Below are 21,374 nucleotides of genomic sequence, written 5' to 3'. Positions count from 1 at the left end.
AGAGATACCAACACACCTATGCAGTATCTCTTAGCTTAGTAGCAATATTCTTTTGTTTGCAAGCAGGCAAACACAGGTTATTTCTTAATATCCTTTTGTTTGGGAAACTCCGGGGTCCCATTGGTAAGCTGTTCCTTCCTGATGCGCTCCTCGATTTTATCCAGCATCTCTTTTACATCATCCACCGCAAGAGGTTTCAGCAAATAATCATCCACACCATAGCGGATTGCCTTTTTTGCATAATCAAATTCCGAATATCCGGTCAGGATCACCACGTGTACCGGCATCTTTCTGTCAGACAGCTCCTTGATCATCTCAAGGCCGTCCATCTTCGGCATGCGGATATCCGTAATGACAAGGTCTGGTTTAAAGCGAAGAATCATCTCCAATCCCTCTTCACCGTCGGCCGCCTCACTCAAGACAATATGGTCCGTCTGCGATTCAATCAGCTTCCCCATCCCCTCCCGGATTTTAATTTCATCTTCTACAATCACAATTCTCATTCCTTTTTAATCTCCTCATTCTGCAGCGGAATCTTTAGTGTAATAATGGTACCAATACCCGGTATACTGCTTACATCCCAGGAAACACGTTCACCATAATACATCCTCATCCTTGCAAATGCATTATTCAATCCGATGCTCCTGCCATCATCCTGAACAGCAGTGACCGGATCATTGAACTGTTCTGCTATCTCATGGGGCATTCCCTTTCCATTGTCCTCGATGATGATATCCAGCTCGTCTTCCTTTTCAGAAAGCATGATATCCACCCGGAGGATACCACCGTTTTCAATCCCTTTGAATCCATGGACAATCGCGTTCTCAACAAAAGGCTGGATCAAAAGCTTATGAAGCTTAACAGGTTCTGCTGCTTTCTGCACATGTACCTCACAGATAAATGCATTGTTAAACCTCATCTGCTGGAGACTGATGTATTTATCAAGCCAATCAGCCATCTCAGCAACAGTGACCAGCTTATTGCTCTTATTAACACTGTACCGCAGAATGACCCCCAGATTTCTCAGCATCCTGCTGATCTCATATTCTTCCTTCTCAATAGCCATCCAATTGATAGAGTCCAGTGTATTGTATAAGAAATGGGGATTGATCTGTGCCTCCAACGCCCGGATTTCCGCTTCTTTCTGCTTTTGTGTGACCTCGGTCACCTCCTCGATCAGTCCCTGCACTTTCTCTGTCATAGTATTAAAATTATCCGCGATCTGTCCCATCTCATCCTCACTGTCCACAGCCACCTGGACATTCAGATTGCCCTTTTGTACCTCCTGAATCCCACTGACAATACTCCTTGTAGACTTTTCAATCAGCTTCACTGTATAGCAGATCAAAAGTACGGAAATCACAAATAATACCGCCCCAACAGCAATCATTAAATACTGAACGTGTCTGACATCTCTTAAGATATAGTCTTTATCATATACATTATAGAATATCCATCCCAGTTTTTCATCTTGATATTTGTTAACTGCTATATTCTTTCCTTCCAGTTCCCCGGTCACTTCCACAAATTCCTTGATCGTTTTTTCAGGACTGATGGTAATGCCTGAATAAAAAGAATTCGGATAGGTCAATACATTTCCCTCTTTATCCGTGATAAAATTAATTGTATACGGTTCTGTTCCATTCTCCTTAGCAGTACTGCACACCGAATTCAGAACAGACTCATTAATGCTCATGACAATCGTGGCAATCGAGCCTTCCTGGATATTCTTAAAATCAAACATCTGCTTAGAGATATGGAAGATCCTCTGCTCCTGCCCTGACCTTGTGAACCGTACCGTAGGCGAGATCACCATATTTGCCTCTCCCTGTGCACGTACATAAGGTTCCATGGTCTTCTTATCCTCATATGTATCCCACAGATTATCTACAGCCGAAGCCAGACCAAAGTCATAGGTGATGTCCTGTCCATCCGGCAGGATCAGGCTGATGCATTCAATTCCTCCGATTGAAATACCATATTGCTGTATTCTGTCACAAATATCCCGATAGGAGCGCGCCCGCATTTCAGAATCTGCTTCATCATAGGATTTGACCCCTTCAATGATCTGATTATCCGAATAGATCTGATAGACAAGGTTCGTATAAACATCCAATGTGAGGTTGGTCCGCTCCGATATCTGTGACAATTGGTTCACCATCAGCTCATCCACCTTTTCCCTCATGTTCCCGCTGATCACATAGAGCATCAGCACCTGTGCCACAAGCAGGGGGACCACTGCTGCCAGGATAAATGTATATAAAATTTTTTTCCCCAGCTTTTGATTCTTAAACCACTGTAAAAACCGCTTTTTTCTTTTCATACATGCCTCTTTTGCTTAATACTCTTTATTCACCATAGTCGGACGGACATCTTTGATTTGCGTTTGCGCATGAACGAATTCCACTTATGACCTTCTGTGGACCATACCTTATCTGCGTTCAAAAAGCTGTAGACTTTTCGTCTACAGCTTAATAAATACCGCCATACAGGATTACTTTATTCATATTATAGCGCGAAAACACATATAACACAATCTGCTAAATTAGGTCATATCATCCCTTAACGCATCAATAATATTTTCTTTCTTAATCTTGCTCACCGCGTACATCATAGTAACGAAAATGATTGCAAGTACACCAAGCACGCTGATTCCCATACTGCCCCATGGCATCCGAAAGACCATCCCGTCTTCTTTGCCCTGCATCCCTGCATAGATCAGATATGATGTCAGCAGAGACAACGGCAGACCCACGAGCAGCGCCCTCATACCGTAGAATGCACATTCAAACCGCATCATCTTATTAAAATCTTTATCCGACATCCCCACCGATCTGAGCATGGCGAGCTCACGTCTCCTTAGCTTGATATTCGTAGATATCGTATTAAATACGTTAGCAACTGCAATCAGTGAGATCATCACGATGAATGTATAAGCAAATATATTGGCAATAAAGACATAATTCTTGTTTTCCTTGAATGCCTCCGCACTGTTAAAGAACATATATGCAGAGGAAAGGTTCGCGCCCCTGATGATCTCCCTCATTTGAGCCGTTGACTTTGAAGGATCCTCTGATGAGAATGTCAGACCCTTTACCAATACGTCTGTCGGCAGGTCCTCGGAGATAAACTGGTCCTTTAATGACCATGGGACCATCACGTTGAAGAAATAGTCATCCTGGCTGAGATAATTGTTCTTATCTTTTGTCGGAGGAATATCCGGAGCTATAATCTCTGCACAGGTAAGTTCTACTTTTCTGCTCTGTTCTCTTAATGGCTCACCATTTACCTCAGGTATGATAGAGACTTGCTCTGATGGATTCTTGAAAAGATCATAAAAGTCACCGGCCAGTTTTTCTCCGTCTTTCCCTTTGTCCGTTTTCTGCATTTTTGCAAGAGTCAAAAGCTTTGCATTTTCTCCGGTGTATTCGGCTGGATTCAGCCCTGCCTTTTTAACGAGATCCAGATAAGTCTTGTCATCAAGAAGCTGAATCTGTATTGGAAATTCGACGGTCCCATCTTCCGATTTCGTACCGATTACCTTTCCATTGTCATCCGCAAATTCTGAGACAGGTGCCACACAGGTATAATTCAGAAGAGACTGATAGGAACTTCCTGTAATACCAGAAACACCTTTCAATTTTTCATAAAGATTCAGCATTTCCCCCTCATCCATATCCTGTGTTCCAAAGCCAATATCATACGTGGTAAATGTAGAAAATCCAGACATTGCCTGATTAAGATTATCTACAAAAGCACTGGTCGATATAAACAGTACAACACTTAAAACAAGCGACAATACAATACTTCGATACCGTTTTTTGTTTCTTTTGAAATTTTTCAGTGCCAGGATACCTTCCAGTCCAAATACCTGATGAGCAAATTTTGAGGTCTTTACAGATTTTGACTCCAGCTTTACCTCGCTGGTCTGTCTGATACAGTCCATGACTGGAATGCGGGCCGCCTTTTTAGCCGGTATATACGCGGAAATCAGAATCGTAATCAGGCTGATGATTGCTGCACCAATCAGGCCGATCACGGATATATGCAGCGTCAGGGGTACACCACTGTACATAATATCACTGAACTTTGGCGCCACCACTGTGACGACCAGCCAGATTCCGCCCACCCCTGCCAGGATTCCCAGTGGAATTGCAATGATACCGAGCATCAGGCCTTCGAATAGAACTGAATTACGAATCTGCCTTCCCGTAGCTCCCACAGATGCAAGAATCCCAATCTGCTGGGTGCGCTCCCCCAGGGAGATACTGAATGAATTATAGATCAGAAAGACGGAACCCACCATGATGATTGCAATCACAATCCCGGCAATTGCATACATAAAAGCCATAAATACCCTGTCAGAAGAATCTGTCATAATCCCTAAGAACCGCAGCACATTACTATTAAATGTATATCCATATTTTTCGGCATGATCCGCAGCGTAAGTACGAGCCTTTGCAGGTTTTTCCAGAGTAACAAAGAGATTCAGGCTGTCTGCCCGGGCATTGTCATCTGTCTTTGTAATGACCGTATAGCCAGGTGCCGTCTGTTCCTCAAATGCCGGTCTCGAACAAATGCCGACGATTTCATAAGTCTGTTCCTCTACTGCTTGAAATGTCTCGTCAGCAGTATAAGGATCATGCTGACTGAGCTTCTGATCGCCGTTCATACGATTCCCTACCATAAGAGAAATGGTATCCCCCACTGCCAGCTCCACGCCTCCATTCGATTGAAGATGCGTCGGAATCAGAATCTCCCCACTGTTCTCGGGCATTCTTCCAGAAATCAGCGTCTGCGGAAGAGCCTTGAAAGCGTCCTCCCCAAAGCTGGTGATATAAAGATACGGTTTGTCAGGATTCATCCCGTCCTGGAGCCTGGCGTATCCAATATTTTCCGTAACCATCTCACTCTTTACTTCCGGGTCACCTGAACGCTCCTGCACAAAGGAAGAGTCGACGTCCATGAACTCCACATGCCAGCTTCCATATTTCAATGAAGCACCGGCTGACGCATAGTCCATCAGAGAAAATCCAAATGTCACTGCTGCTGTGATCAGACCCGCAGACAGCACGATACCGATAATTGTCACAATCGTACGAGTACGGTTTTTTACAAGCCCGCGCAAAGCAACTTTATTGAAGATATTCATGAACGGGCCACCTGCCTTTCATCCCGCACGACTCTTCCGTCTGCAATCGTAATGATGCGGTCAGCCTGCAGTGCGATATTCTCATCATGTGTGACCAAAATCAATGTCTGTCCGTACTTCCGGTTACTTTCCTTTAACAGCTTGACAATCTCGTGCCCGTTCCGGCTGTCCAGTGCACCTGTCGGCTCATCTGCAAGCATGACCTGGGGTGCATTCATCAGTGCGCGGCCGATGGCCACACGCTGCTGCTGGCCTCCTGAAAGCTGGTTCGGAAGATGGGTTCTGCGCTCCTCAAGTCCGAGCAGCTCCAACAGATCATTCAGACGCTTCTTGTTCACCTTTCTCTTATCCATCAGGATCGGCAGTGTAATATTCTCCACTACATTCAGCGTAGGAATCAGGTTGTTGAACTGATAAATCAGTCCCACCTGCCGTCTCCTGAAAATGGCCAGTCTTTCATTATTCTGGGCATATACATCCTGCCCGTTCAAGTAGACCTTTCCACTCGACGGTATATCCACACCAGCCATGATATGAAGCAATGTCGATTTACCGGAACCAGAGGAACCGATGATTGCAGTAAACTCCCCCTTCTCGATCGTGAGTGAAACATGGTCAAGAGCCGTGACCTGGTTTTCGCCTTTGCCGTAGACCTTGCATAAATTTTCTACCTGTAAAAATTCCATTCTATGAGCCTCCTTTTGATAACTGCCGGAGAATGTTTGAAAATTCCCCGGGCGTGTTTGATTATTATTTTTCTTGATACCCATATCATAGAATTTTCAACTTACATTTTTGTGACTATATTGTGAGACATCCGTCACTTTTCATCCCGGACACATCACTTGGAAAAACGGATGGCAAATAACGCGCCGCCTTTGGGATGGTTTTTAGCTGTCACAGTACCTCCCTGACGTACAATAATTGTTTTGGACAATGCCAGACCGATTCCATAGCCCGCAGTATCTGTATTTTTCCCACGGTAAAATCTGTTAAACAAATTGGCCAGGTCTTCTTTTTGAAATCCTCTTCCATTGTCATGAATGGTGATCTCCGTGTACAAAGGATTATCGACACAGACAATTTCTATCTTTCCATCATCACCAGCACTTTCCATACAATTCTTTAAAATATTCTGGACTGCCTCAGAAAGCCATCGAAAATCAGCCTGTAGAATCACCCCTTTTGGTATCTCTACAGAGAGGGAGATATTATGCAGTTCCAACGTAATTTGAAACATCTGAACCACCGAATTAATCAACTCATCCACGGCGATCTGTTCCTTCTGAAACACGACGACTCCCGCATCCAGCCGGGATAACTTCAAAAGAGAGGTCAAAAGCCAGTCCATCTGTGTAAACAGCCTTTCTGTTTCCCGAAGCAATACTCTTTGTTCTGTCGGGTCCGGGTTAGATTTTAACAAAGAGAGCGTCATATTGGCAGATGTGAGCGGAGTCCGAAGCTGATGGGCAATGTCTGCCAGAGAGTCTGCCAGATTCTTCTTTTCCTTTTTCAATGCCTCATTCTGCTCCCGGATGCGGAATGTCATTTTCCTGATCTCGCTTTTCAGAACAGCCAGCTCTCCTTCCTCCTGCTCACTGATAAATACCGCATCTTCATTGTGGAGCACAAGATCGATCTGCTCCGAAATGTCGGCAATCTTTTTGTAACGCTCCCTGGTAAATACAAAAAATGCCGCCCAAAAAGCAGCAGCAGAAATAAGCGCGGCAATTCCTGCCGCCGGATGAATCCAAAATCCTGCCGCGGCTGATATCACAGTAATGACAGTGAAACAAGCCGCAGCTCTTGACACTTCTCTATTCCGAAACATATTTTCCTCCCAGCCGGTACCCAGTACCATGGACAGTCAGGATAATCCTTGGATCAGCCGGATCATCCTCGATTTTTTCCCGCAGACGTTTGATATATACCGTCAAAGTATTGTTGTTGACAAACTCACCGGATGCATCCCATACTTCATCCAGCAGCCTGTCCCGCGTAATAATGCTCCGGGGATTATTCACGAATACCAACAGCAGGCGGTATTCCAAAGCGGACAAAAAGACCTCTTTTCCATCCTTTTTGACCACACCATTCGCCACATCCACATGGACATCACAAATATCAAATGTCGAAGGGGTAGACCCATATTTACGCAGAGCATTCTCGATCCTGGCAGCCAGCTCCCGCGGCCGAAAGGGCTTTGTAATATAGTCGTCCGCACCCATGTTCAGGCCCGTTACAACACTCGCCTCGTCGCCCGATGCCGTTAGAAAGATGACCGGGATGTTCTGTGTCTGCTTAATTTCCGTGCAGACTGCGAATCCATTTCCATCAGGGAGGGAGATATCCACCAATGCCAGATCATATCTGCCCTTCGCAATCATGGAGAAGGCTTCCTTCTGCGTGGAGGCATGAACGATTGCAAAGCCCTCTGTGTAAAGCAGCCGGTTCAGATTCTTCGCGATTTCTTTGTCATCTTCAACTAAAAATATCTGTTTCATTCGGATTCCCCTTCCTTCTATGTTCTAAAACGTTCAAATTAAGCTTCTTGAAATTGGTTTCAGTATAGCCAGAAAAGAAAAAGAAGTCAACAAAATCCGGCTATCCTAAATGATTACTTTAGAATGGCCGGATTCTTTTCAAATAACTTTTCAAATGCAATTGATCTTTCTGAACTCCCCGAGTTGGATTTGAACCAACGACCCTTCGGTTAACAGCCGAATGCTCTGCCGCTGAGCTATCGAGGATTACTCCGCCCCGCAGGCGGGGCGTGTTTCTATAGTATTATATGCTGTTTTTCAGGAATTATACTGATCGAACTATTATTTTTTCAATCTCACTATCAATCCATCCAAAGGGCATACATTATAGGATGTCCTATGGGCATACTACAATAAATGCAACTGATGCTGGTGAAATTTCCAAGATTCCTTTTTGCACTTGGTTAGCCTCGATTGCCGTCAGCCCATCTTCTGGTGTTACGACCTGCCCATTTACACGCAATTGTGGTGCACGCAGTGTCTCTGCATCTAACAGATATACTTCCCCATCTCCCGGAATTTCAACCAGTGTTGTATCTGTTTTTGAATTATTAATGACCACGTAAGCATATCCCGGTTTTCCATCTCTTCTGGAATGTACATAAACATGTGCACCTTCCCGAACCTCTTCGCCAGAATCATAGACCTCTGTACCCATCACTTGATTCCAAAGATATGTCAGCCAGTAGATCGGTCTTGGAAGATGTGTCTCATGATCCAGAAGGCCATAATCAGAGGATGCCAGTGTATTGTGGAAGATGATACCGTCTGTGACAGTCGCAAAGCTTCCCAGTTCGTCTGCATAGCGAATCACATCCATATAAGTTGATGCCCAGGTATTTCCGCCCAGACCTGCATCTGCGGACTCTGTCACCCACATCTGTGCACCCGGACAATATTTGTCACGAATTGTGCCATAGTTCCTAGCCGCCCTTGACGCTGCTGCAAGATATGGCTCACTCAGCGCATCCTTTGCATCCCAATGTCCGCCCACAGAGGCACCTCGTTCAGATAATCCGACATAACAGTGATAACTGAATACATCCATCTCTTCTTTGCAGTGGGATAAAAGCTCTTCCGTTGGAATCATTGGAAGTACATCCCCCATTTCTATATCGCCACCGCCAAAGGTATCAGCACAGGCACACGGACCCACCAGAAGCACTTCTGGATAATTTTCACGCAGGAAATGGAAAAATGTATCCTGATCTCTCCCAAACTCTTTTGCTCCATACCCTTCTGCCGGAGGTGTCATCTGCAGTACGTTCGGTTCATTCATAAATTCCGCTGCCGAAATCGGTACACCATATTCTTTACTGTAGTCAAACAACAGCTTGGCCTGTTCGGGCGTCCACGGTTTACCATCTACATGGTCACCCGTACAGTTAGATACAGAAATCAATAATTTGGCATCCACAGCCTTCACAAAATCCAATACCCCGTTCCACTGTTCCTTTGTAAGTACTGCTCTGTAGCCCTTAGGTATCACTCCATTTGTATGTCCATCGAAATCATAATATGTATCTGTAGCCCAGCTTCCACTGACACGAACATATACACTTCCGAGCGCCTTCGCATATTTGCGTATGTTTTCCTCATACAGATCGACCGGAGGATAGACCTGCATCAGCTTTCCCATCTCTGAGAAATCTTTCACCGGAGGGAATTCTTCTGTTCCTGCGATCTGTTCTGGAGTATACGCCTTCCAGAACGTACCTCCTGTGACCTCTGTCATCTCCACATTATAGGATACTAATCTTTCATCAATATTTCTGATCTTTTTTAATCCGCCTGTCTGTACCTTTATTGTTTGATTCATCGTCTCAATATATCCTTTCTCATAAAATTCCTGAATATGCTCCAAATGGACATCTCTAAACTGCCCAGCGACTCAATGACATCGGCTTATATTAGAATCAGGCCGCTCTCATCTGCCTTCATCGGCAGTGCGATCATGAAATCTACGATTGCAAGAGCAATCGGAAATCCACTCCAGCAAAAAGCAAGATAGAAGATTCCAAGCATCCAGCGTTTCTCATAGAACCTATGGATTCCGGCCCATCCCAGCAGGACCGTTAAAAGAATGTATGTCTTTCGGTTCACCTCATGAAGTTCCCTGTTCTCCCGCCAGTTGAAATAACGGTCTCCCAAACGCTGCCAGAGCTTAAGCGGCTTTTCTACTCCGTACCGTTCTTCCACCTCATGTAGTTCATCCTCCATCAATGCCATTTTTGCAAAATCAATGCGTTCTTTCGCTTTCATTTCTTGAAATCTTCCCATCTTATCTGCTCCTTCTATCTATTACTCAGCACTTGCCTGTGCTTTTTCATGTGCCTCTGCTTTAATTTCTGCAATACGGATCTGAATCTCTGCCATTTTCTCTTTTGTCAGAGGATAGAATCTTAATGCAATCAGGTTCATGACCCATCCTATAATAGGTGCCCCAATAAAGCAGATCATGGTCACCCAGAATATACTGTCTGAATATGGTGTATTCGGTGTCGGCTGTACAGACTTAAAGCCGATAGCCGCAATCATCAGAGATACGAAAGTTCCTGCCAGTGAGGAAATCATCTTATCTACAAAGCTGAATAATGTTCCCATCAGTCCCGGCACATACTTTCCAGAACGGTATACTTCGTAATCCGCACAGTCTGCTGTCATCGGGATCACGATATTTCCTGCCACTCCTGAAAATCCTGCCATCACCACGTTCAGTACAAGGAACAGGATGGAGAACAGGTTGAAGTGTGTAAAGCTTAATGTCGTCGGATCTCCCAGCCACATCAGGAAGAATAACGCAACCGCTGAGATGATCGCTCCCCAGGTACCGACCAGCATCGCTGACTTCTGTCCCATCCTGCGGGCAACGAAATTCATCAGAAGTAAGGTAACGACAATGTTCGGAATACTTGTAATGGCACTGTAGCTTCCGTATAATGTATAATTTCCGCAGATAATACCGAATAACATAACGAAGATAATCGTATTCCCTTTCATACTTGCCGTCAGCTTATCAGAAGAAGCAGAGATAACAAGCATCTGGATCGCACGATTCTTTTTCAGCACTTCCCAGTAGTCCTTGAATGTAATCCTCTGGACCACACCTGTTCCATAATATTCCAGACGGTCTTTTCTTCTCAGTCCTATGATCGCGAGGATTGCCAGAACAAAAGAAAGTGGTGCAAATACTTTCCAGATTCCCTGGAAAAAGGCCGGATTCGCAAATGCGGTATCTCCGCCGTACATTGGAATCAGAACGTTCGTAATAATTACCGGAATCACAGCAAATAAAACCGTGTTAAATACTGCATCGAACATTGTAAAGATCGGACGCTGTGTCGGATCGTTAGTCAGACAGCTCTGTGCTGATTTTGTTACAACACACTGGAAGGTATATCCGATAATGTACAGCATATACATTACAATATAGAATGGGAATCTTGCTGCCTGCGGGATGACAGGTGTCACCCAATAAATCACAAAGCTGGTCACAAGCAGAATCAGGTTTCCTATTAAAATGAACGGACGGTTCTTACCGAACTTCGTGTTTGTCTTGTCAATAATGTAACCTATGAATGGGTCTGTCACGCCGTCCCACATACGCATCACTGTTGTGATCGTTCCTGCAAGTACGACTCCTACACCGACAATACCTGTCAGGAAATAGGTGATGTACATAAATATCATCGCATATATGTTGGTAGATGTATTGTTGAATGCATAAAAGGCGATTTCCCATATTTTTGCTCTGTGCAAAGAATGTGAAAGATCTTTATTTTTATTTTCCATAACTTTTTCTCCTATGTGCTCTCGTTCCATATTTTTTTAATTCTTACCATGAATCTTAGTCAGACTTTACGTATCCCCCCTTACATCCTCTCTGTCCTAATGAATCAAATTTTTCTTATCTGCGCAGTTGATGAATATACTATATCTGCTATTTTTCTTTTTTGTTATTACTATTTTCCACTGAATTAGTACTATTTATATTTTTCTTTTCTTTGGCATGAATATTATGCTATAATCAAAGTATAAAATACAACTAGGAGTTGATTATATGTATGATTCTCTTATCTCCTTTACCATCTCTGTACTAAAGGATGTACGGGTACAATCCCGAATCTATACACTGCCCTTCGAACTCGATAAAAGTCTGGATCTGGGATTACGTCATAAGATTTACAACACAAAAGGATATTTTGAAAATATGCCTTCCAATTATTCACAAGAATTTCAGAAGACCTTGGAAAGATATACGCTCTTTCAATATTCAGATTGTTTCGGATGTGAATATATCTTTCTAAAGCTTCCACACACAGAACCTCCATCTGTCCTGGCTGTAGGTCCTTTTTCATATGCACCATTCACGAATCAATATATTCTGAATCTTTGCCGGCAGAATCAGCTCCCGGAAAGCCACTGGGACTTTATACAGCAATATTATTTTTCACTTCCGGTCGTCAATGAAAAGCCATGGATGGAAGGGCTGATATTCACACTTGCGCAAGAGCTCTGGGGGGACAAGACCCGGTCTATTACCCGTCTGTCAGATTCCGGACGTTCGCTGCCCATGTTTACTGCATCGGTTGAATCGCCCACTGCTCAATCACTGGATTATATGGAGAAAAAGTACGGAAGTGAGGATTTTCTAATGAAATGTATCACTGCCGGCGATATTGAAAAGATCAAAGAGATAAGACAGCGCCTGGACCTCTCCACAATCAGGCAGCGTTTCCCGAATTCGCTGCGTGATCAGAAGAATAACCTGCTTGTTTTTAATACGATCTGTCGGAAAGCTGCTCAATATGGAGGTGTCCACCCAATTTATCTGGATACACAATCTACCAAATATGCCTCCAGAATTGAATATGCTGCTAATATAAAGGAGCTGAATTCTCTTTACCGTGATATTCCGCTCAGGTACTGTATGCTGGTGCTCAGATACTCCATGAAAGATTATTCACCTACCATCCAGAAGGTTATCATGCATATTAACTTTAACCTGACAGAGGATTTGGGACTTCAAACAGTTGCAGAACATTTTGCTTTAAATAAGAATTATTTATCTACTGTATTTAGAAAAGAGGTCGGCATAGGCTTTACCTCTTACGTGAACCAGAAGAGAATCGAACATGCCATTTATTTACTCAATACCAGTTCCCTTTCCATACAGGATATCGCGTCGCTTTGCGGTATTCACGATTTAAATTATTTCTCCAGAATTTTCCGCCAGCAGGTGGGAATGTCACCCAGCAGCTATCGAAAGGGAATCAAGGAAGATTCAAAATCAGAACACTAAAAAGGTGCCGTCAAACCATCAGATAAATGAGGCTTGAACGGCACCTTTCTACTGTTTATTTTTATAACTCAAACCAATCCCCATAACCAAGTTTGATCAAATTGTCACGGCTGATCTTAAGGCTTTCGAAGGAATCTCTTCCATAAGTGTCATCCTGCTCAATCAGGAAATATTCACTTCCTCCTGCAAGTCCGGCCTCAATACATTCTTTGATCGGCAGACTTCCTTCGCCTACTTCTGCGAATTCTATAATACTGGTAAAAGCATCCATGAATGTCTTCGGATCAAAAGCGCCCTCCGGCATCTTGACTGTCCCGACTCTATAATCCTTGAGATGCAAAAGACGGATACGGCCGTCATATTTCTTAATAAATTCTACCGGATTCTCTCCACCTCTCTGAATCCAATGGATATCCAATTCAAATCCCATGTGTTTTGTGGAATTCTTAATAATATCAAGCAGATATTCTCCGTCATACTTGATAAATTCCACATGATGGTTGTGATAATACAGATCAATGCCATGCTCTTTCAGCCGTGCCGCCATCTCATCCGCACGTTTTACAAACTCAAGTGCTTTCTCTCTGCTTCCCATGCAGGTCATAGGCAGCATACCAATTCGCAGCATATCGCAGTTCAGCTCTTTGCAGTCTGCCACGATCTTATCGAAATCATCGGTCAGATTCTCACCCTTCATTCCCGGCATCATAGGCTCTAATGCTGCAGAACAGGCTGCGATCTTAATCCCGAATTCTTCACTGGCTTTCTTCATTCCGGCTACATTTTCGCAAGTCATCGGAATCTGGCTCACCTCCACGCAGTGATACCCTAATTCGGCACATGCTTTTAATGTCCCATAAGCTCCCAGCTCATTGATTTTATCTTTAATTGTACTCATCTGAATACCGATCAATCCTTTTTTCATATCCTGGTCTCTCCTTTTATTCTTCACTTTTTATAATCTGACTGTCTGTCCTGTACGCCCTGATTCCTGAATCGCATCAATCAGACGCATGCTCATGACCGCATCCTTTACATGGATATAGTCCTGTGTCTCCTGCTCGACGGCCTGATAAAACTTTGCGATCAGTTTCTGATGGCTGGCTCCGTAATAGAACTTCGTCCCGGGCAGCTTTGCATCCTCGACCAGACGCTTTTTGTTTCCGTCTTCCTCCAAAAGGTACAATACATTGTCTATTATGGAAAACTCTGCCTTCTCTGTCTGAACAGATATCTGTACGCTTTCATTTTTATAATTCGCATTCGTCGCCATAAACAGGCCCTGTGCGCCTCCTGAAAACATCAGTCTTGCGGACACGGTATCCTCGACTTCGATACCATAATCCAAAAGCTGGCTTACAGACGCCTTCACACTCTGTATGGTTCCGCCTAAATAATACAGCAGGTCCAGTGTATGTACGGACTGGTTGATCATGCAGCCACCGCCTGCATATTTCCAGGTTCCACGCCATGGCTTTACGTCATAGTAGGACTTCGGACGTGACCACGGTACGATTCCTTTCAGACCTGTGACCGCACCGTATTCTCCGCTGTCCAACAGCTCCTTAAGGAGGATGGTGGACTCATTCAGACGGTTCTGAAGACAGATTCCCATGTGTACTTTTGGATGTGCTGCCTCGAATGCAGCAAATTCCTCTGCCTCAGCCGAATCAAGTGCTGCCGGCTTTTCACAGAATACATGAATTCCCATAGCTCCAACTTCTTCTGCCACCGGAGCGTGAAGATAATGGGGCAGACAGATGTGGACTACATCTGGTCTCACATCTGCAAGCATCTGTCTATAATCCTGATAAAACGGCACCTCCTTCGGTGCTCTTTCCCGGGCGGATGCGTCTATATCACAGACCGCTGCGAGCTGAATCGCCGGGTTCGCTTGAAGTGCTGCAATATGGATGACTGAGATATCTCCCAGACCAATCACTGCCGCTGTTTTCATATGTATGTCTCCCCCCTTATATCGGCTCCGTCCTAACGAGTCGGGAATTTGCCTTCTTCGGCAATCTTTTTGTTCAGTTCACTTAAATAGAGGTCTTCATCAACTGGGGTGTCCACTTCTTTGCCCAGCCATGAGGATAACTGTGTTGCATTCGCAAGGTTCACGCCATTGATTCCGTCTGATCCCGGTGCAAGAAGCGGTGCACCTTCCAGAATATGCAGTGCAAAGTTCTCCATAACAGTCGTGTGCTGTTTGCCCCATCCGTCTGTGTTCTCGAATGTCTCTACTGTGTACATACCGTCTGCACCTGAGGCATTGCCCATTGTCAACTTGGCAACATCCATCATGCTCATGGTCTGGTTCATTTCATTTTCGTCTTTTATGAGACGGTATACAGTAGCCTTGCTGCTTCCGTCTACTACGATCTTTCCTCCGTCCAGGTCGATCTCCAGGCGGTCTGTTCCGATCGGGTCATGAGTACAGGTGATAAAACTTCCTGTTGCTCCATTCGGATATTCTGTCACGATTGTTACATCATTCTCTACTGCAATATCACGATGGCATCCATACAAGCACTTTGCATATACCTTACTTGGAACTCCGCAGATCCACTGCCACAGATCGAGTTGATGAGGAGCCTGGTTCACGAGGACACCTCCGCCTTCTCCACCCCATGTTGCACGCCACTCGCTCTGTGCATAGTAGCTGTCCGGGCGCCACCAGGAATTGATGATCCAATTGGAACGACGGATTTCTCCCATTTCTCCTGAGGAAACGATTTCCTTGATCTTCTGATATAATTTATTGGTACGCTGGTTGAACATGATTCCAAATGCAGTCTCAGGATGGTTCGCTGCGCACTCGTTCATCTCACGGACAGATTTTGCGAAAACACCTGCTGGTTTCTCTACCAGAACATTCATGCCATGCTCCAGGCAGTAGATTGCGATTTCTGTGTGAAGGTAATGCGGTACCGTGGTGATCACTGCGTCTACATTTCCAGAAGCCACCATTTCTTTCCAATCTGTATAGAATGGAAATTCCGGGTATTTTTCTGCACACATTTTTTCTTTTTCAGGATCAATATCGCAAAGTGCTCCCAACTCACAGTGAGGCGGGCACTCTGGCGCCGGCATTCCCGGGAATCCTGCTTTTCCTGTCAAAAATCCTGCATAAGCGCCTCCCTGCGCTCCTACTCCGATGATTCCATAACGAATTTTACTCATAGTCTTTTCCTCCGTCTTTTTATTTATTTTGAATATTTTCTAATATTGCGCATAGTGCATGGTACTGCATTGCATAACCATCCGCCCCGGTCTCGGCTTTGTTCTTCTTGATGACATTTTCAGCCTCGGTGGTCTCCAGGGAAGCCAGGGAATCAAAGAGGACCAGATGCGGCTCCAGTGTCAGAAATCCTTGATATCCTTCCTGATTCAATGCTCGATCCAAAAGCTTCTCGATCTTTCCTTCTCCCGTTCCGCAGACCACGTTTTCATTGTCCGTTGTCACAGCGTCCTTAATGTGGATATATACGATATAAGGCTTTAACATGTCCCAGCATTCTTCTGTATCCTCGCCGCACTGTACGAAATTCGCAAAATCGAATGCTGCCTGAAAATGTGAATCTGAAATTTCTTCAAACAAAGTCCTGCAGCGTTCCTTTGTATCTCCATAGATATCTTTTTCATTCTCATGTATCAGAATGATATCATGCTGCTTTGCAATCTCTACCAGTTGTCTCAGCTTTGTAATGACAGTCTCCCGATAAGAATCTGCGTCTTTCCCTTCTGGAATAAAGAAGCTGAACATCCTGATAAATCTGCAGTCCAACAGCTTACAGATCTTACACAGCTCTAAAAGCTGTACTTTCTGCTTCTCGAACCCCTCTTTATCCTCCACGCCGACTTTTCCGATCGGGGAGCCAATGGATGAGACCTTGACTTGATATTTCTCAAGCAGCGGCAACAGCTCTGTCTGTACTTCCTGTGCTGTATAATCTGCAATTCCTTTTTTATCTGCAGAGCGAAGAGAAATATAATGCATTCCCAATTCCGTCACTGTCTTGAGCTGCTCTTCAAAATCCGAACTGATTTCGTCTGCAAAGCCTGAAATGCAAACTCTGTCTAACATAACACATCCTCCTTACTTTTCTCTTTATTCTGCAGGACTTAGGCCTACAGAAAACCATCTGAATATACTATATCCGTTGCATAAATTTTCCGCTATTACAATTTTCTTCTAAATTCGTACTATTTATATTCATTCTTTTTTTTAGTTGAATATTGTACTATAATTCATGAATAAAATACGAATATGCAAAGAGTTTGGCTTGCCAAACTCGCGCCGTAGCGCGGCCGCTTGCGGCCATCTTCCTCTTGCGCGAAGTGCGCACCCCCCGGAGGGTTTTAATTATATAGGAAAATTCGAAGAACTTTCCTATATAATTAAAAAATATCCCATAAACATCATGTTTATGAGATATTCGAATCATACACTTCTATTTTTTATTTCCTTTAGAACTTCACGAGCTTCTGAAGCAATATATTTTTATCATATAAAAATGTCAAGATCTGGCTGCTCTCAATCATATCAAAGCACTGCTTTCCGACCACAGTGGAATATACCATGGTAAGGACCAGAAATCCCAGCCACACAATTAGAAGCGCCACAAAAACACCCAGCACGCCGCCTGCTAAGTGGTTCAGTGTCCCCACGACCGGAAGCTCCCCAATAATATCTACTGCCGCCATCAAGGCCTTGACGATTATGACGGCAAGCAGGAACGTCACCAGGAATGATAAGACCTTGATTACCATTCTGGCGATATATGAAGCTACATATTCCGGGAAATTGGCTACGTTCAGTTCCTGATAGATTGCAGTATTATTATTCTCCAGTATCAGCTCCTTCATAAAGCTGGGGAGGGTCGAATCTTCAATCAGCTTGATCTGTACATCTTTCGGAATATCTCCTATCACCTTGAGGATATCCCCTGCTGTAATCCCAAGACGTTCCCAATCCAACTGTTTTAAATTGGCGAGATCATCCTCGCTCAAATCTGCCAGAGGCGTCCCACTTAAATCTACTTTCGCCAATTCCTCCGTAGAAATATCCGGCATGAATGCTTCGATACATTTTTTCTCTATCATATCGTCTATTGGCGTATACTTCGTTAATGCCTGTGCTACATAAGGATTCAGCACAATCATCAGTACAATGGTGAGCACCGTAGAAAGAAGGGACAGAGCGCTCTTAAAAAAGCCTCTCACAAATCCCACTACAATGCAGATCAGAAATATCACGCCGACGATTATCAATAACCAGTTATCCATATTCTCTCCTATTTCGTCAAATAAACTACCCGAAGTTCATTTGCGCTCATCACAAGGTATCTGTTCACCCCAAATGTAGGGATGACCTCTAATGCTTCTGCCTTCAGGTCTCCTTTGAACCTCTGTACACCATTTTTTGTAATGATGCAGCACTTTGAACCCGAAAACATAATGATCTCATCTTTTATCATCTTAATATTGCTATATTCTCCAGAAAATGCTTTGTCCATGATCTGCTTTCCAGACTTGTTGTAGAGCCGCGCCTCATATCCTGACTTCTTTTTATTCAAAAGTGTAAAACCGATATATTCATCTGTATGGAATACACTTTTAATTTCCTGATTCAGTTCTACTTCCTTCTGTTTCTTAGGCGCATCTGTTCCTTCATATATGATAAAGGAGCTGTCGCTGACTGCTACGGACGTACTATCATCCATAAAATATATCTCCGGGATGATCTTCCCGTCATATTCTTCCATTCCCACTTCATTGTCGGTCTTTGACTTACCAGCCTCCCCGAAATTATAGAATGCGACCTTGGACTTAAGTGCACCATTTTTCGTGGAGAGGTAAGATACTGCCAGCGTCATGCCATCCCGGGATATGTCCAAAGCTAAGGGATAGCCTGTACTGCTTACAGTGACCTGATGCTCGACCAGGACGTTGCCTGTGGCATCATAGGATACAATCATGGGGGCATTCTCATTTTTTAAGATTACACTTACGATTCCCTGGTTCGAGACCGACATCTTTTCAATTGGGAGCGTCGTCTCGATTTCACCTTTGAGCCCTTCCTCTGTAAATACAAGGATAGAATTCCCGCCGTTGTCTGCTACGGCAAAGGTCTCCTCATTGACATCGATCACGGGGTTCTGCATCTGACATGGTGAAATCCACTGTTCCTCGTTCTTCCGGTTCAGATAGACCACCCCGTCCCTGCTGTAGCGGACAATCCCATCCGCGAACTGAGCATAACGGTTCGTATCCGACGTCTCATCGGCGTAAGTGGCGGCCTCACGCACGGTGGTATAGGATTGGTTCTTTATCAACAGGTAAGTTCCACCTATGATCATGACCGCCAGGACTGCTATGATTCCCCACTTCTTCATCGCGTCCCGCTTGCGCTTTCTGGCGGCTTTCTTTAACTTCTCCAAATTCGCAGGTTCAGCGACCTTTAAATTCGGGTTCTTCTTTTGCTTCATTTTGATCCCCTTATTACTTACTGTTCGTTCATCTTACCCGAGCATTATATCATAAATTCGCACCTCGTGAAAGACCTCGCTTTATGGCAGCACGAGTTTTTGACCGACATAGATCAAATTTCCGTTGGTGAGTCCGTTCATTTTGCAGATGGATTCCACATGGTTCACATCTCCATACATTTTTCGGCTTATGATTGCAAGGGTATCTCCCTGCTCAACAACATAGACACCATCACTGCCATTGTCCTTTACATCGGATTTTGATGTATCGGCACCTTCCTTTCCGGAATCCTTACTATCAGTGCTATCCTCTGCATTCTGGTCCCCTGAACCGCCGGTGGTCTCACCGAGGGCTTGTCCCTCTTCCTCTCCGGCAGCCTGTCCACTGTCTTCTTGCCCTATCTGTTTACCCGCGGCCTCTCCCGTTACGGCAGTTACTGATCCGCTTGTCTCCTTTGCCTCCACCGACTGTGCATCATTCGATGCGGAACTCGATATCTTATTCAGGGCGGTCTGAACCGATTTCATCTTATCAAAGTTATTGATCGTGGTCACACCCATGATGAGCACGATGAGTACCAGGCAGGCACTGACTGCATACATCAGACGGTTTGTTTTTTTCTGGCGCTGCTGTTCCTCGCGGGTTCTGACCAGACTACGAAAGTCCTTTGCAGCTCGATCTTCAACAGTTTCCGAGGGACTCACCCCATTCTTCTTTCTTGACGAGATCATATAGTTCTGCATACATGGGTTTTTCTCATAATATGTATAATGTCCTCCGATTTCCATCAGATCATTGAACTTCTGTACAAAATACACCTCGTCCTTTTCCATCGGATCTTTCATAATAAAGATCGTATTTTTCTTCGGGAACGATCTCTTGTGAAGCTTTACCGTGCCATGCTCCGGCCTAAGCGGTACTCCCTGGTGGGCAACAAACCATCCCAGCATCTCCCCATCCTCAAAATACTGCTTGCAATCCTCATACGCTTTCTTCCATGTATCATCATCAATTACATAATCATTGCCCGACATTTTCAGGTCGTGCATCTGGATTGCTCCATATATGTATACGTACTCCTCCTCGTCCGTTTTCTGCATATCTCCTACCAGGAATGCACCGATTGGTGTCTCTCCTGCTTTTTCGCACAACTGAGCGAAAAATGTATCTACATAATCTTCTACATAAATCTTCGGGCTGTCACTGACATTCCCGATCTGACGCACATTTTTAGGAATCTGTCTCTCCATTACAATCACCTCAAATAAAATTTTTCTACAGCATAGCATAACGAAAAGGCTGAATTTATCGCTTGATGTCATGTGCGTTCGACAAAAATAGGCGGGGGAGTTCGCAAGAGGGTCAGGCCCTTTTGCTGTCCATTTTCAAAATATTCTCAATTTTTCTCACGGAAAGTCCGGTTTTCCGTCTGCAGACCTTCAGAAAGTCTTGTTTTACTGGTGCAATTGTCAATATAATCTGAACCTCTTCAATTTTATGTTCAAACATATATTTTTCGACTAGAATCTTAACCTATTCATAGTTATGTATCCGCTCATCTTCAACGGTGTCGAGGAATGACTTCTATCCGAACAGGTGACGGAAATTCCAAAACTATTCTGAAGTCTGAACCTAGGTTTCTAACATCTGATATGAACCCTCATCAAGAAGCTCACAGGTCCTGGCAAAATACTCCGCCGCACCGCTATAATCATAGTCATACAGTTCCCTCATCAGAAGGATTTCACCGAATTATTGTGGATGTACCTGAAGCAGCACCAGTAATATTCTTCGGTATCCACGCAGTTACTATAGTAACGGCCCCGGATAACGTGTCCACTTCTGTCGTATTTGGCATTATATCCTTCGACATATGTCGAATTCA

Annotated in this window: 17 protein-coding genes and 1 tRNA gene; 1 reads left to right on the top strand and 17 read right to left on the bottom strand. The window is 44.2% G+C overall.

Annotated features, from left to right (window positions below; translation table 11 throughout):
• Positions 1 to 77: 77 nt before the first annotated feature.
• The 10 genes from HGO97_RS19220 to HGO97_RS19175 form a co-directional block, all read right to left on the bottom strand.
• Entirely contained in the window at positions 78 to 503 is a 426-nt protein-coding gene (locus HGO97_RS19220; RefSeq protein WP_168866218.1) for a response regulator, read from the bottom strand.
• The gene (locus HGO97_RS19215) at positions 500 to 2,323 is read right to left on the bottom strand and encodes a cache domain-containing sensor histidine kinase (protein ID WP_168866219.1); all 1,824 of its coding nucleotides are present in this window, start codon (positions 2,321 to 2,323) and stop codon (positions 500 to 502) included. The genes HGO97_RS19220 and HGO97_RS19215 overlap by 4 nt, the downstream gene beginning before the upstream one ends.
• Before the next feature lie 222 nt (positions 2,324 to 2,545).
• Positions 2,546 to 5,152 (bottom strand): ABC transporter permease, encoded by a 2,607-nt coding sequence (locus HGO97_RS19210; protein WP_168866220.1) that lies wholly within the window; start codon positions 5,150 to 5,152, stop codon positions 2,546 to 2,548.
• On the bottom strand, positions 5,149 to 5,838 hold the full coding sequence (locus HGO97_RS19205; RefSeq protein WP_168866222.1) for an ABC transporter ATP-binding protein: 690 nt from the start codon (positions 5,836 to 5,838) through the stop codon (positions 5,149 to 5,151). Before HGO97_RS19205 ends, HGO97_RS19210 begins: the two co-directional genes overlap by 4 nt.
• A gap of 155 nt (positions 5,839 to 5,993) precedes the next feature.
• Complete coding sequence (locus tag HGO97_RS19200; RefSeq protein ID WP_216244492.1) at positions 5,994 to 6,983, bottom strand: sensor histidine kinase; 990 nt, start codon at positions 6,981 to 6,983, stop codon at positions 5,994 to 5,996.
• Positions 6,970 to 7,656: a response regulator transcription factor gene (locus tag HGO97_RS19195; RefSeq protein ID WP_216244491.1), complete on the bottom strand. Its 687-nt coding sequence runs from the start codon at positions 7,654 to 7,656 to the stop codon at positions 6,970 to 6,972. Before HGO97_RS19195 ends, HGO97_RS19200 begins: the two co-directional genes overlap by 14 nt.
• Positions 7,657 to 7,830: 174 nt before the next feature.
• Positions 7,831 to 7,902: transfer RNA gene (locus tag HGO97_RS19190), tRNA-Asn, on the bottom strand.
• Between the two features lie 130 nt (positions 7,903 to 8,032).
• Positions 8,033 to 9,514, bottom strand: a complete 1,482-nt coding sequence (locus tag HGO97_RS19185) for a beta-glucuronidase (protein ID WP_216244490.1) — start codon at positions 9,512 to 9,514, stop codon at positions 8,033 to 8,035.
• Positions 9,515 to 9,600: 86 nt separating this feature from the next.
• Positions 9,601 to 9,975, bottom strand: a complete 375-nt coding sequence (locus HGO97_RS19180; protein ID WP_216244489.1) for a TM2 domain-containing protein — start codon at positions 9,973 to 9,975, stop codon at positions 9,601 to 9,603.
• A gap of 21 nt (positions 9,976 to 9,996) precedes the next feature.
• Positions 9,997 to 11,487, bottom strand: coding sequence for an MFS transporter (locus tag HGO97_RS19175; RefSeq protein WP_216244488.1), 1,491 nt, complete (start codon positions 11,485 to 11,487; stop codon positions 9,997 to 9,999).
• Positions 11,488 to 11,755: 268 nt separating this feature from the next.
• Between HGO97_RS19175 and HGO97_RS19170 the strand changes: the two genes are divergently transcribed.
• Positions 11,756 to 12,997: a helix-turn-helix domain-containing protein gene (locus HGO97_RS19170; RefSeq protein ID WP_216244487.1), complete on the top strand. Its 1,242-nt coding sequence runs from the start codon at positions 11,756 to 11,758 to the stop codon at positions 12,995 to 12,997.
• Positions 12,998 to 13,058: 61 nt separating this feature from the next.
• Here HGO97_RS19170 and HGO97_RS19165 read toward each other — a convergent pair whose 3' ends face one another.
• The 7 genes from HGO97_RS19165 to HGO97_RS19135 all read right to left on the bottom strand — a co-directional run bounded on the left by HGO97_RS19165 (position 13,059) and on the right by HGO97_RS19135 (position 20,739).
• Positions 13,059 to 13,922 carry a sugar phosphate isomerase/epimerase family protein gene (locus HGO97_RS19165; protein ID WP_216244486.1) on the bottom strand — a complete coding sequence of 288 codons (864 nt, stop codon included), beginning with the start codon at positions 13,920 to 13,922 and terminating at the stop codon, positions 13,059 to 13,061.
• 30 nt (positions 13,923 to 13,952) lie between these two features.
• A complete protein-coding gene (locus HGO97_RS19160) occupies positions 13,953 to 14,954 on the bottom strand; it encodes a Gfo/Idh/MocA family protein (protein ID WP_216244485.1) in 1,002 nt (333 codons plus the stop codon).
• A 32-nt stretch (positions 14,955 to 14,986) separates the two neighbouring features.
• Positions 14,987 to 16,180 carry a Gfo/Idh/MocA family protein gene (locus HGO97_RS19155; protein WP_216244484.1) on the bottom strand — a complete coding sequence of 398 codons (1,194 nt, stop codon included), beginning with the start codon at positions 16,178 to 16,180 and terminating at the stop codon, positions 14,987 to 14,989.
• A 19-nt stretch (positions 16,181 to 16,199) separates the two neighbouring features.
• Positions 16,200 to 17,084 (bottom strand): sugar phosphate isomerase/epimerase family protein, encoded by an 885-nt coding sequence (locus tag HGO97_RS19150; protein ID WP_168866501.1) that lies wholly within the window; start codon positions 17,082 to 17,084, stop codon positions 16,200 to 16,202.
• A 383-nt stretch (positions 17,085 to 17,467) separates the two neighbouring features.
• Positions 17,468 to 18,286: a CvpA family protein gene (locus HGO97_RS19145; protein ID WP_168866502.1), complete on the bottom strand. Its 819-nt coding sequence runs from the start codon at positions 18,284 to 18,286 to the stop codon at positions 17,468 to 17,470.
• A gap of 8 nt (positions 18,287 to 18,294) precedes the next feature.
• Entirely contained in the window at positions 18,295 to 19,488 is a 1,194-nt protein-coding gene (locus HGO97_RS19140) for a DUF5711 family protein (protein ID WP_168866503.1), read from the bottom strand.
• Positions 19,489 to 19,569: 81 nt separating this feature from the next.
• Positions 19,570 to 20,739: a LysM peptidoglycan-binding domain-containing protein gene (locus HGO97_RS19135; RefSeq protein ID WP_216244483.1), complete on the bottom strand. Its 1,170-nt coding sequence runs from the start codon at positions 20,737 to 20,739 to the stop codon at positions 19,570 to 19,572.
• Between the last annotated feature and the right edge of the window lie 635 nt (positions 20,740 to 21,374).

Source organism: Faecalicatena faecalis (genome assembly GCF_012524165.2).
Taxonomy (GTDB): domain Bacteria; phylum Bacillota; class Clostridia; order Lachnospirales; family Lachnospiraceae; genus Faecalicatena_A; species Faecalicatena_A faecalis.
The sequence above is the reverse complement of the archived record's forward strand: the minus strand, read 5'-3'. Positions and strand labels throughout refer to the sequence as shown.

Excerpts from the sequence above, each read along its gene's own strand:
- HGO97_RS19220 (WP_168866218.1), bottom strand. The coding sequence starts at position 503 with ATGAGAATTGTGATTGTAGAAGATGAAATTAAAATCCGGGAGGGGATG.
- HGO97_RS19215 (WP_168866219.1), bottom strand. The coding sequence starts at position 2,323 with ATGAAAAGAAAAAAGCGGTTTTTACAGTGGTTTAAGAATCAAAAGCTG.
- HGO97_RS19210 (WP_168866220.1), bottom strand. The coding sequence starts at position 5,152 with ATGAATATCTTCAATAAAGTTGCTTTGCGCGGGCTTGTAAAAAACCGT.
- HGO97_RS19205 (WP_168866222.1), bottom strand. The coding sequence starts at position 5,838 with ATGGAATTTTTACAGGTAGAAAATTTATGCAAGGTCTACGGCAAAGGC.
- HGO97_RS19200 (WP_216244492.1), bottom strand. The coding sequence starts at position 6,983 with ATGTTTCGGAATAGAGAAGTGTCAAGAGCTGCGGCTTGTTTCACTGTC.
- HGO97_RS19195 (WP_216244491.1), bottom strand. The coding sequence starts at position 7,656 with ATGAAACAGATATTTTTAGTTGAAGATGACAAAGAAATCGCGAAGAAT.
- HGO97_RS19185 (WP_216244490.1), bottom strand. The coding sequence starts at position 9,514 with ATGAATCAAACAATAAAGGTACAGACAGGCGGATTAAAAAAGATCAGA.
- HGO97_RS19180 (WP_216244489.1), bottom strand. The coding sequence starts at position 9,975 with ATGGGAAGATTTCAAGAAATGAAAGCGAAAGAACGCATTGATTTTGCA.
- HGO97_RS19175 (WP_216244488.1), bottom strand. The coding sequence starts at position 11,487 with ATGGAAAATAAAAATAAAGATCTTTCACATTCTTTGCACAGAGCAAAA.
- HGO97_RS19170 (WP_216244487.1), top strand. The coding sequence starts at position 11,756 with ATGTATGATTCTCTTATCTCCTTTACCATCTCTGTACTAAAGGATGTA.
- HGO97_RS19165 (WP_216244486.1), bottom strand. The coding sequence starts at position 13,922 with ATGAAAAAAGGATTGATCGGTATTCAGATGAGTACAATTAAAGATAAA.
- HGO97_RS19160 (WP_216244485.1), bottom strand. The coding sequence starts at position 14,954 with ATGAAAACAGCGGCAGTGATTGGTCTGGGAGATATCTCAGTCATCCAT.
- HGO97_RS19155 (WP_216244484.1), bottom strand. The coding sequence starts at position 16,180 with ATGAGTAAAATTCGTTATGGAATCATCGGAGTAGGAGCGCAGGGAGGC.
- HGO97_RS19150 (WP_168866501.1), bottom strand. The coding sequence starts at position 17,084 with ATGTTAGACAGAGTTTGCATTTCAGGCTTTGCAGACGAAATCAGTTCG.
- HGO97_RS19145 (WP_168866502.1), bottom strand. The coding sequence starts at position 18,286 with ATGGATAACTGGTTATTGATAATCGTCGGCGTGATATTTCTGATCTGC.
- HGO97_RS19140 (WP_168866503.1), bottom strand. The coding sequence starts at position 19,488 with ATGAAGCAAAAGAAGAACCCGAATTTAAAGGTCGCTGAACCTGCGAAT.
- HGO97_RS19135 (WP_216244483.1), bottom strand. The coding sequence starts at position 20,739 with ATGGAGAGACAGATTCCTAAAAATGTGCGTCAGATCGGGAATGTCAGT.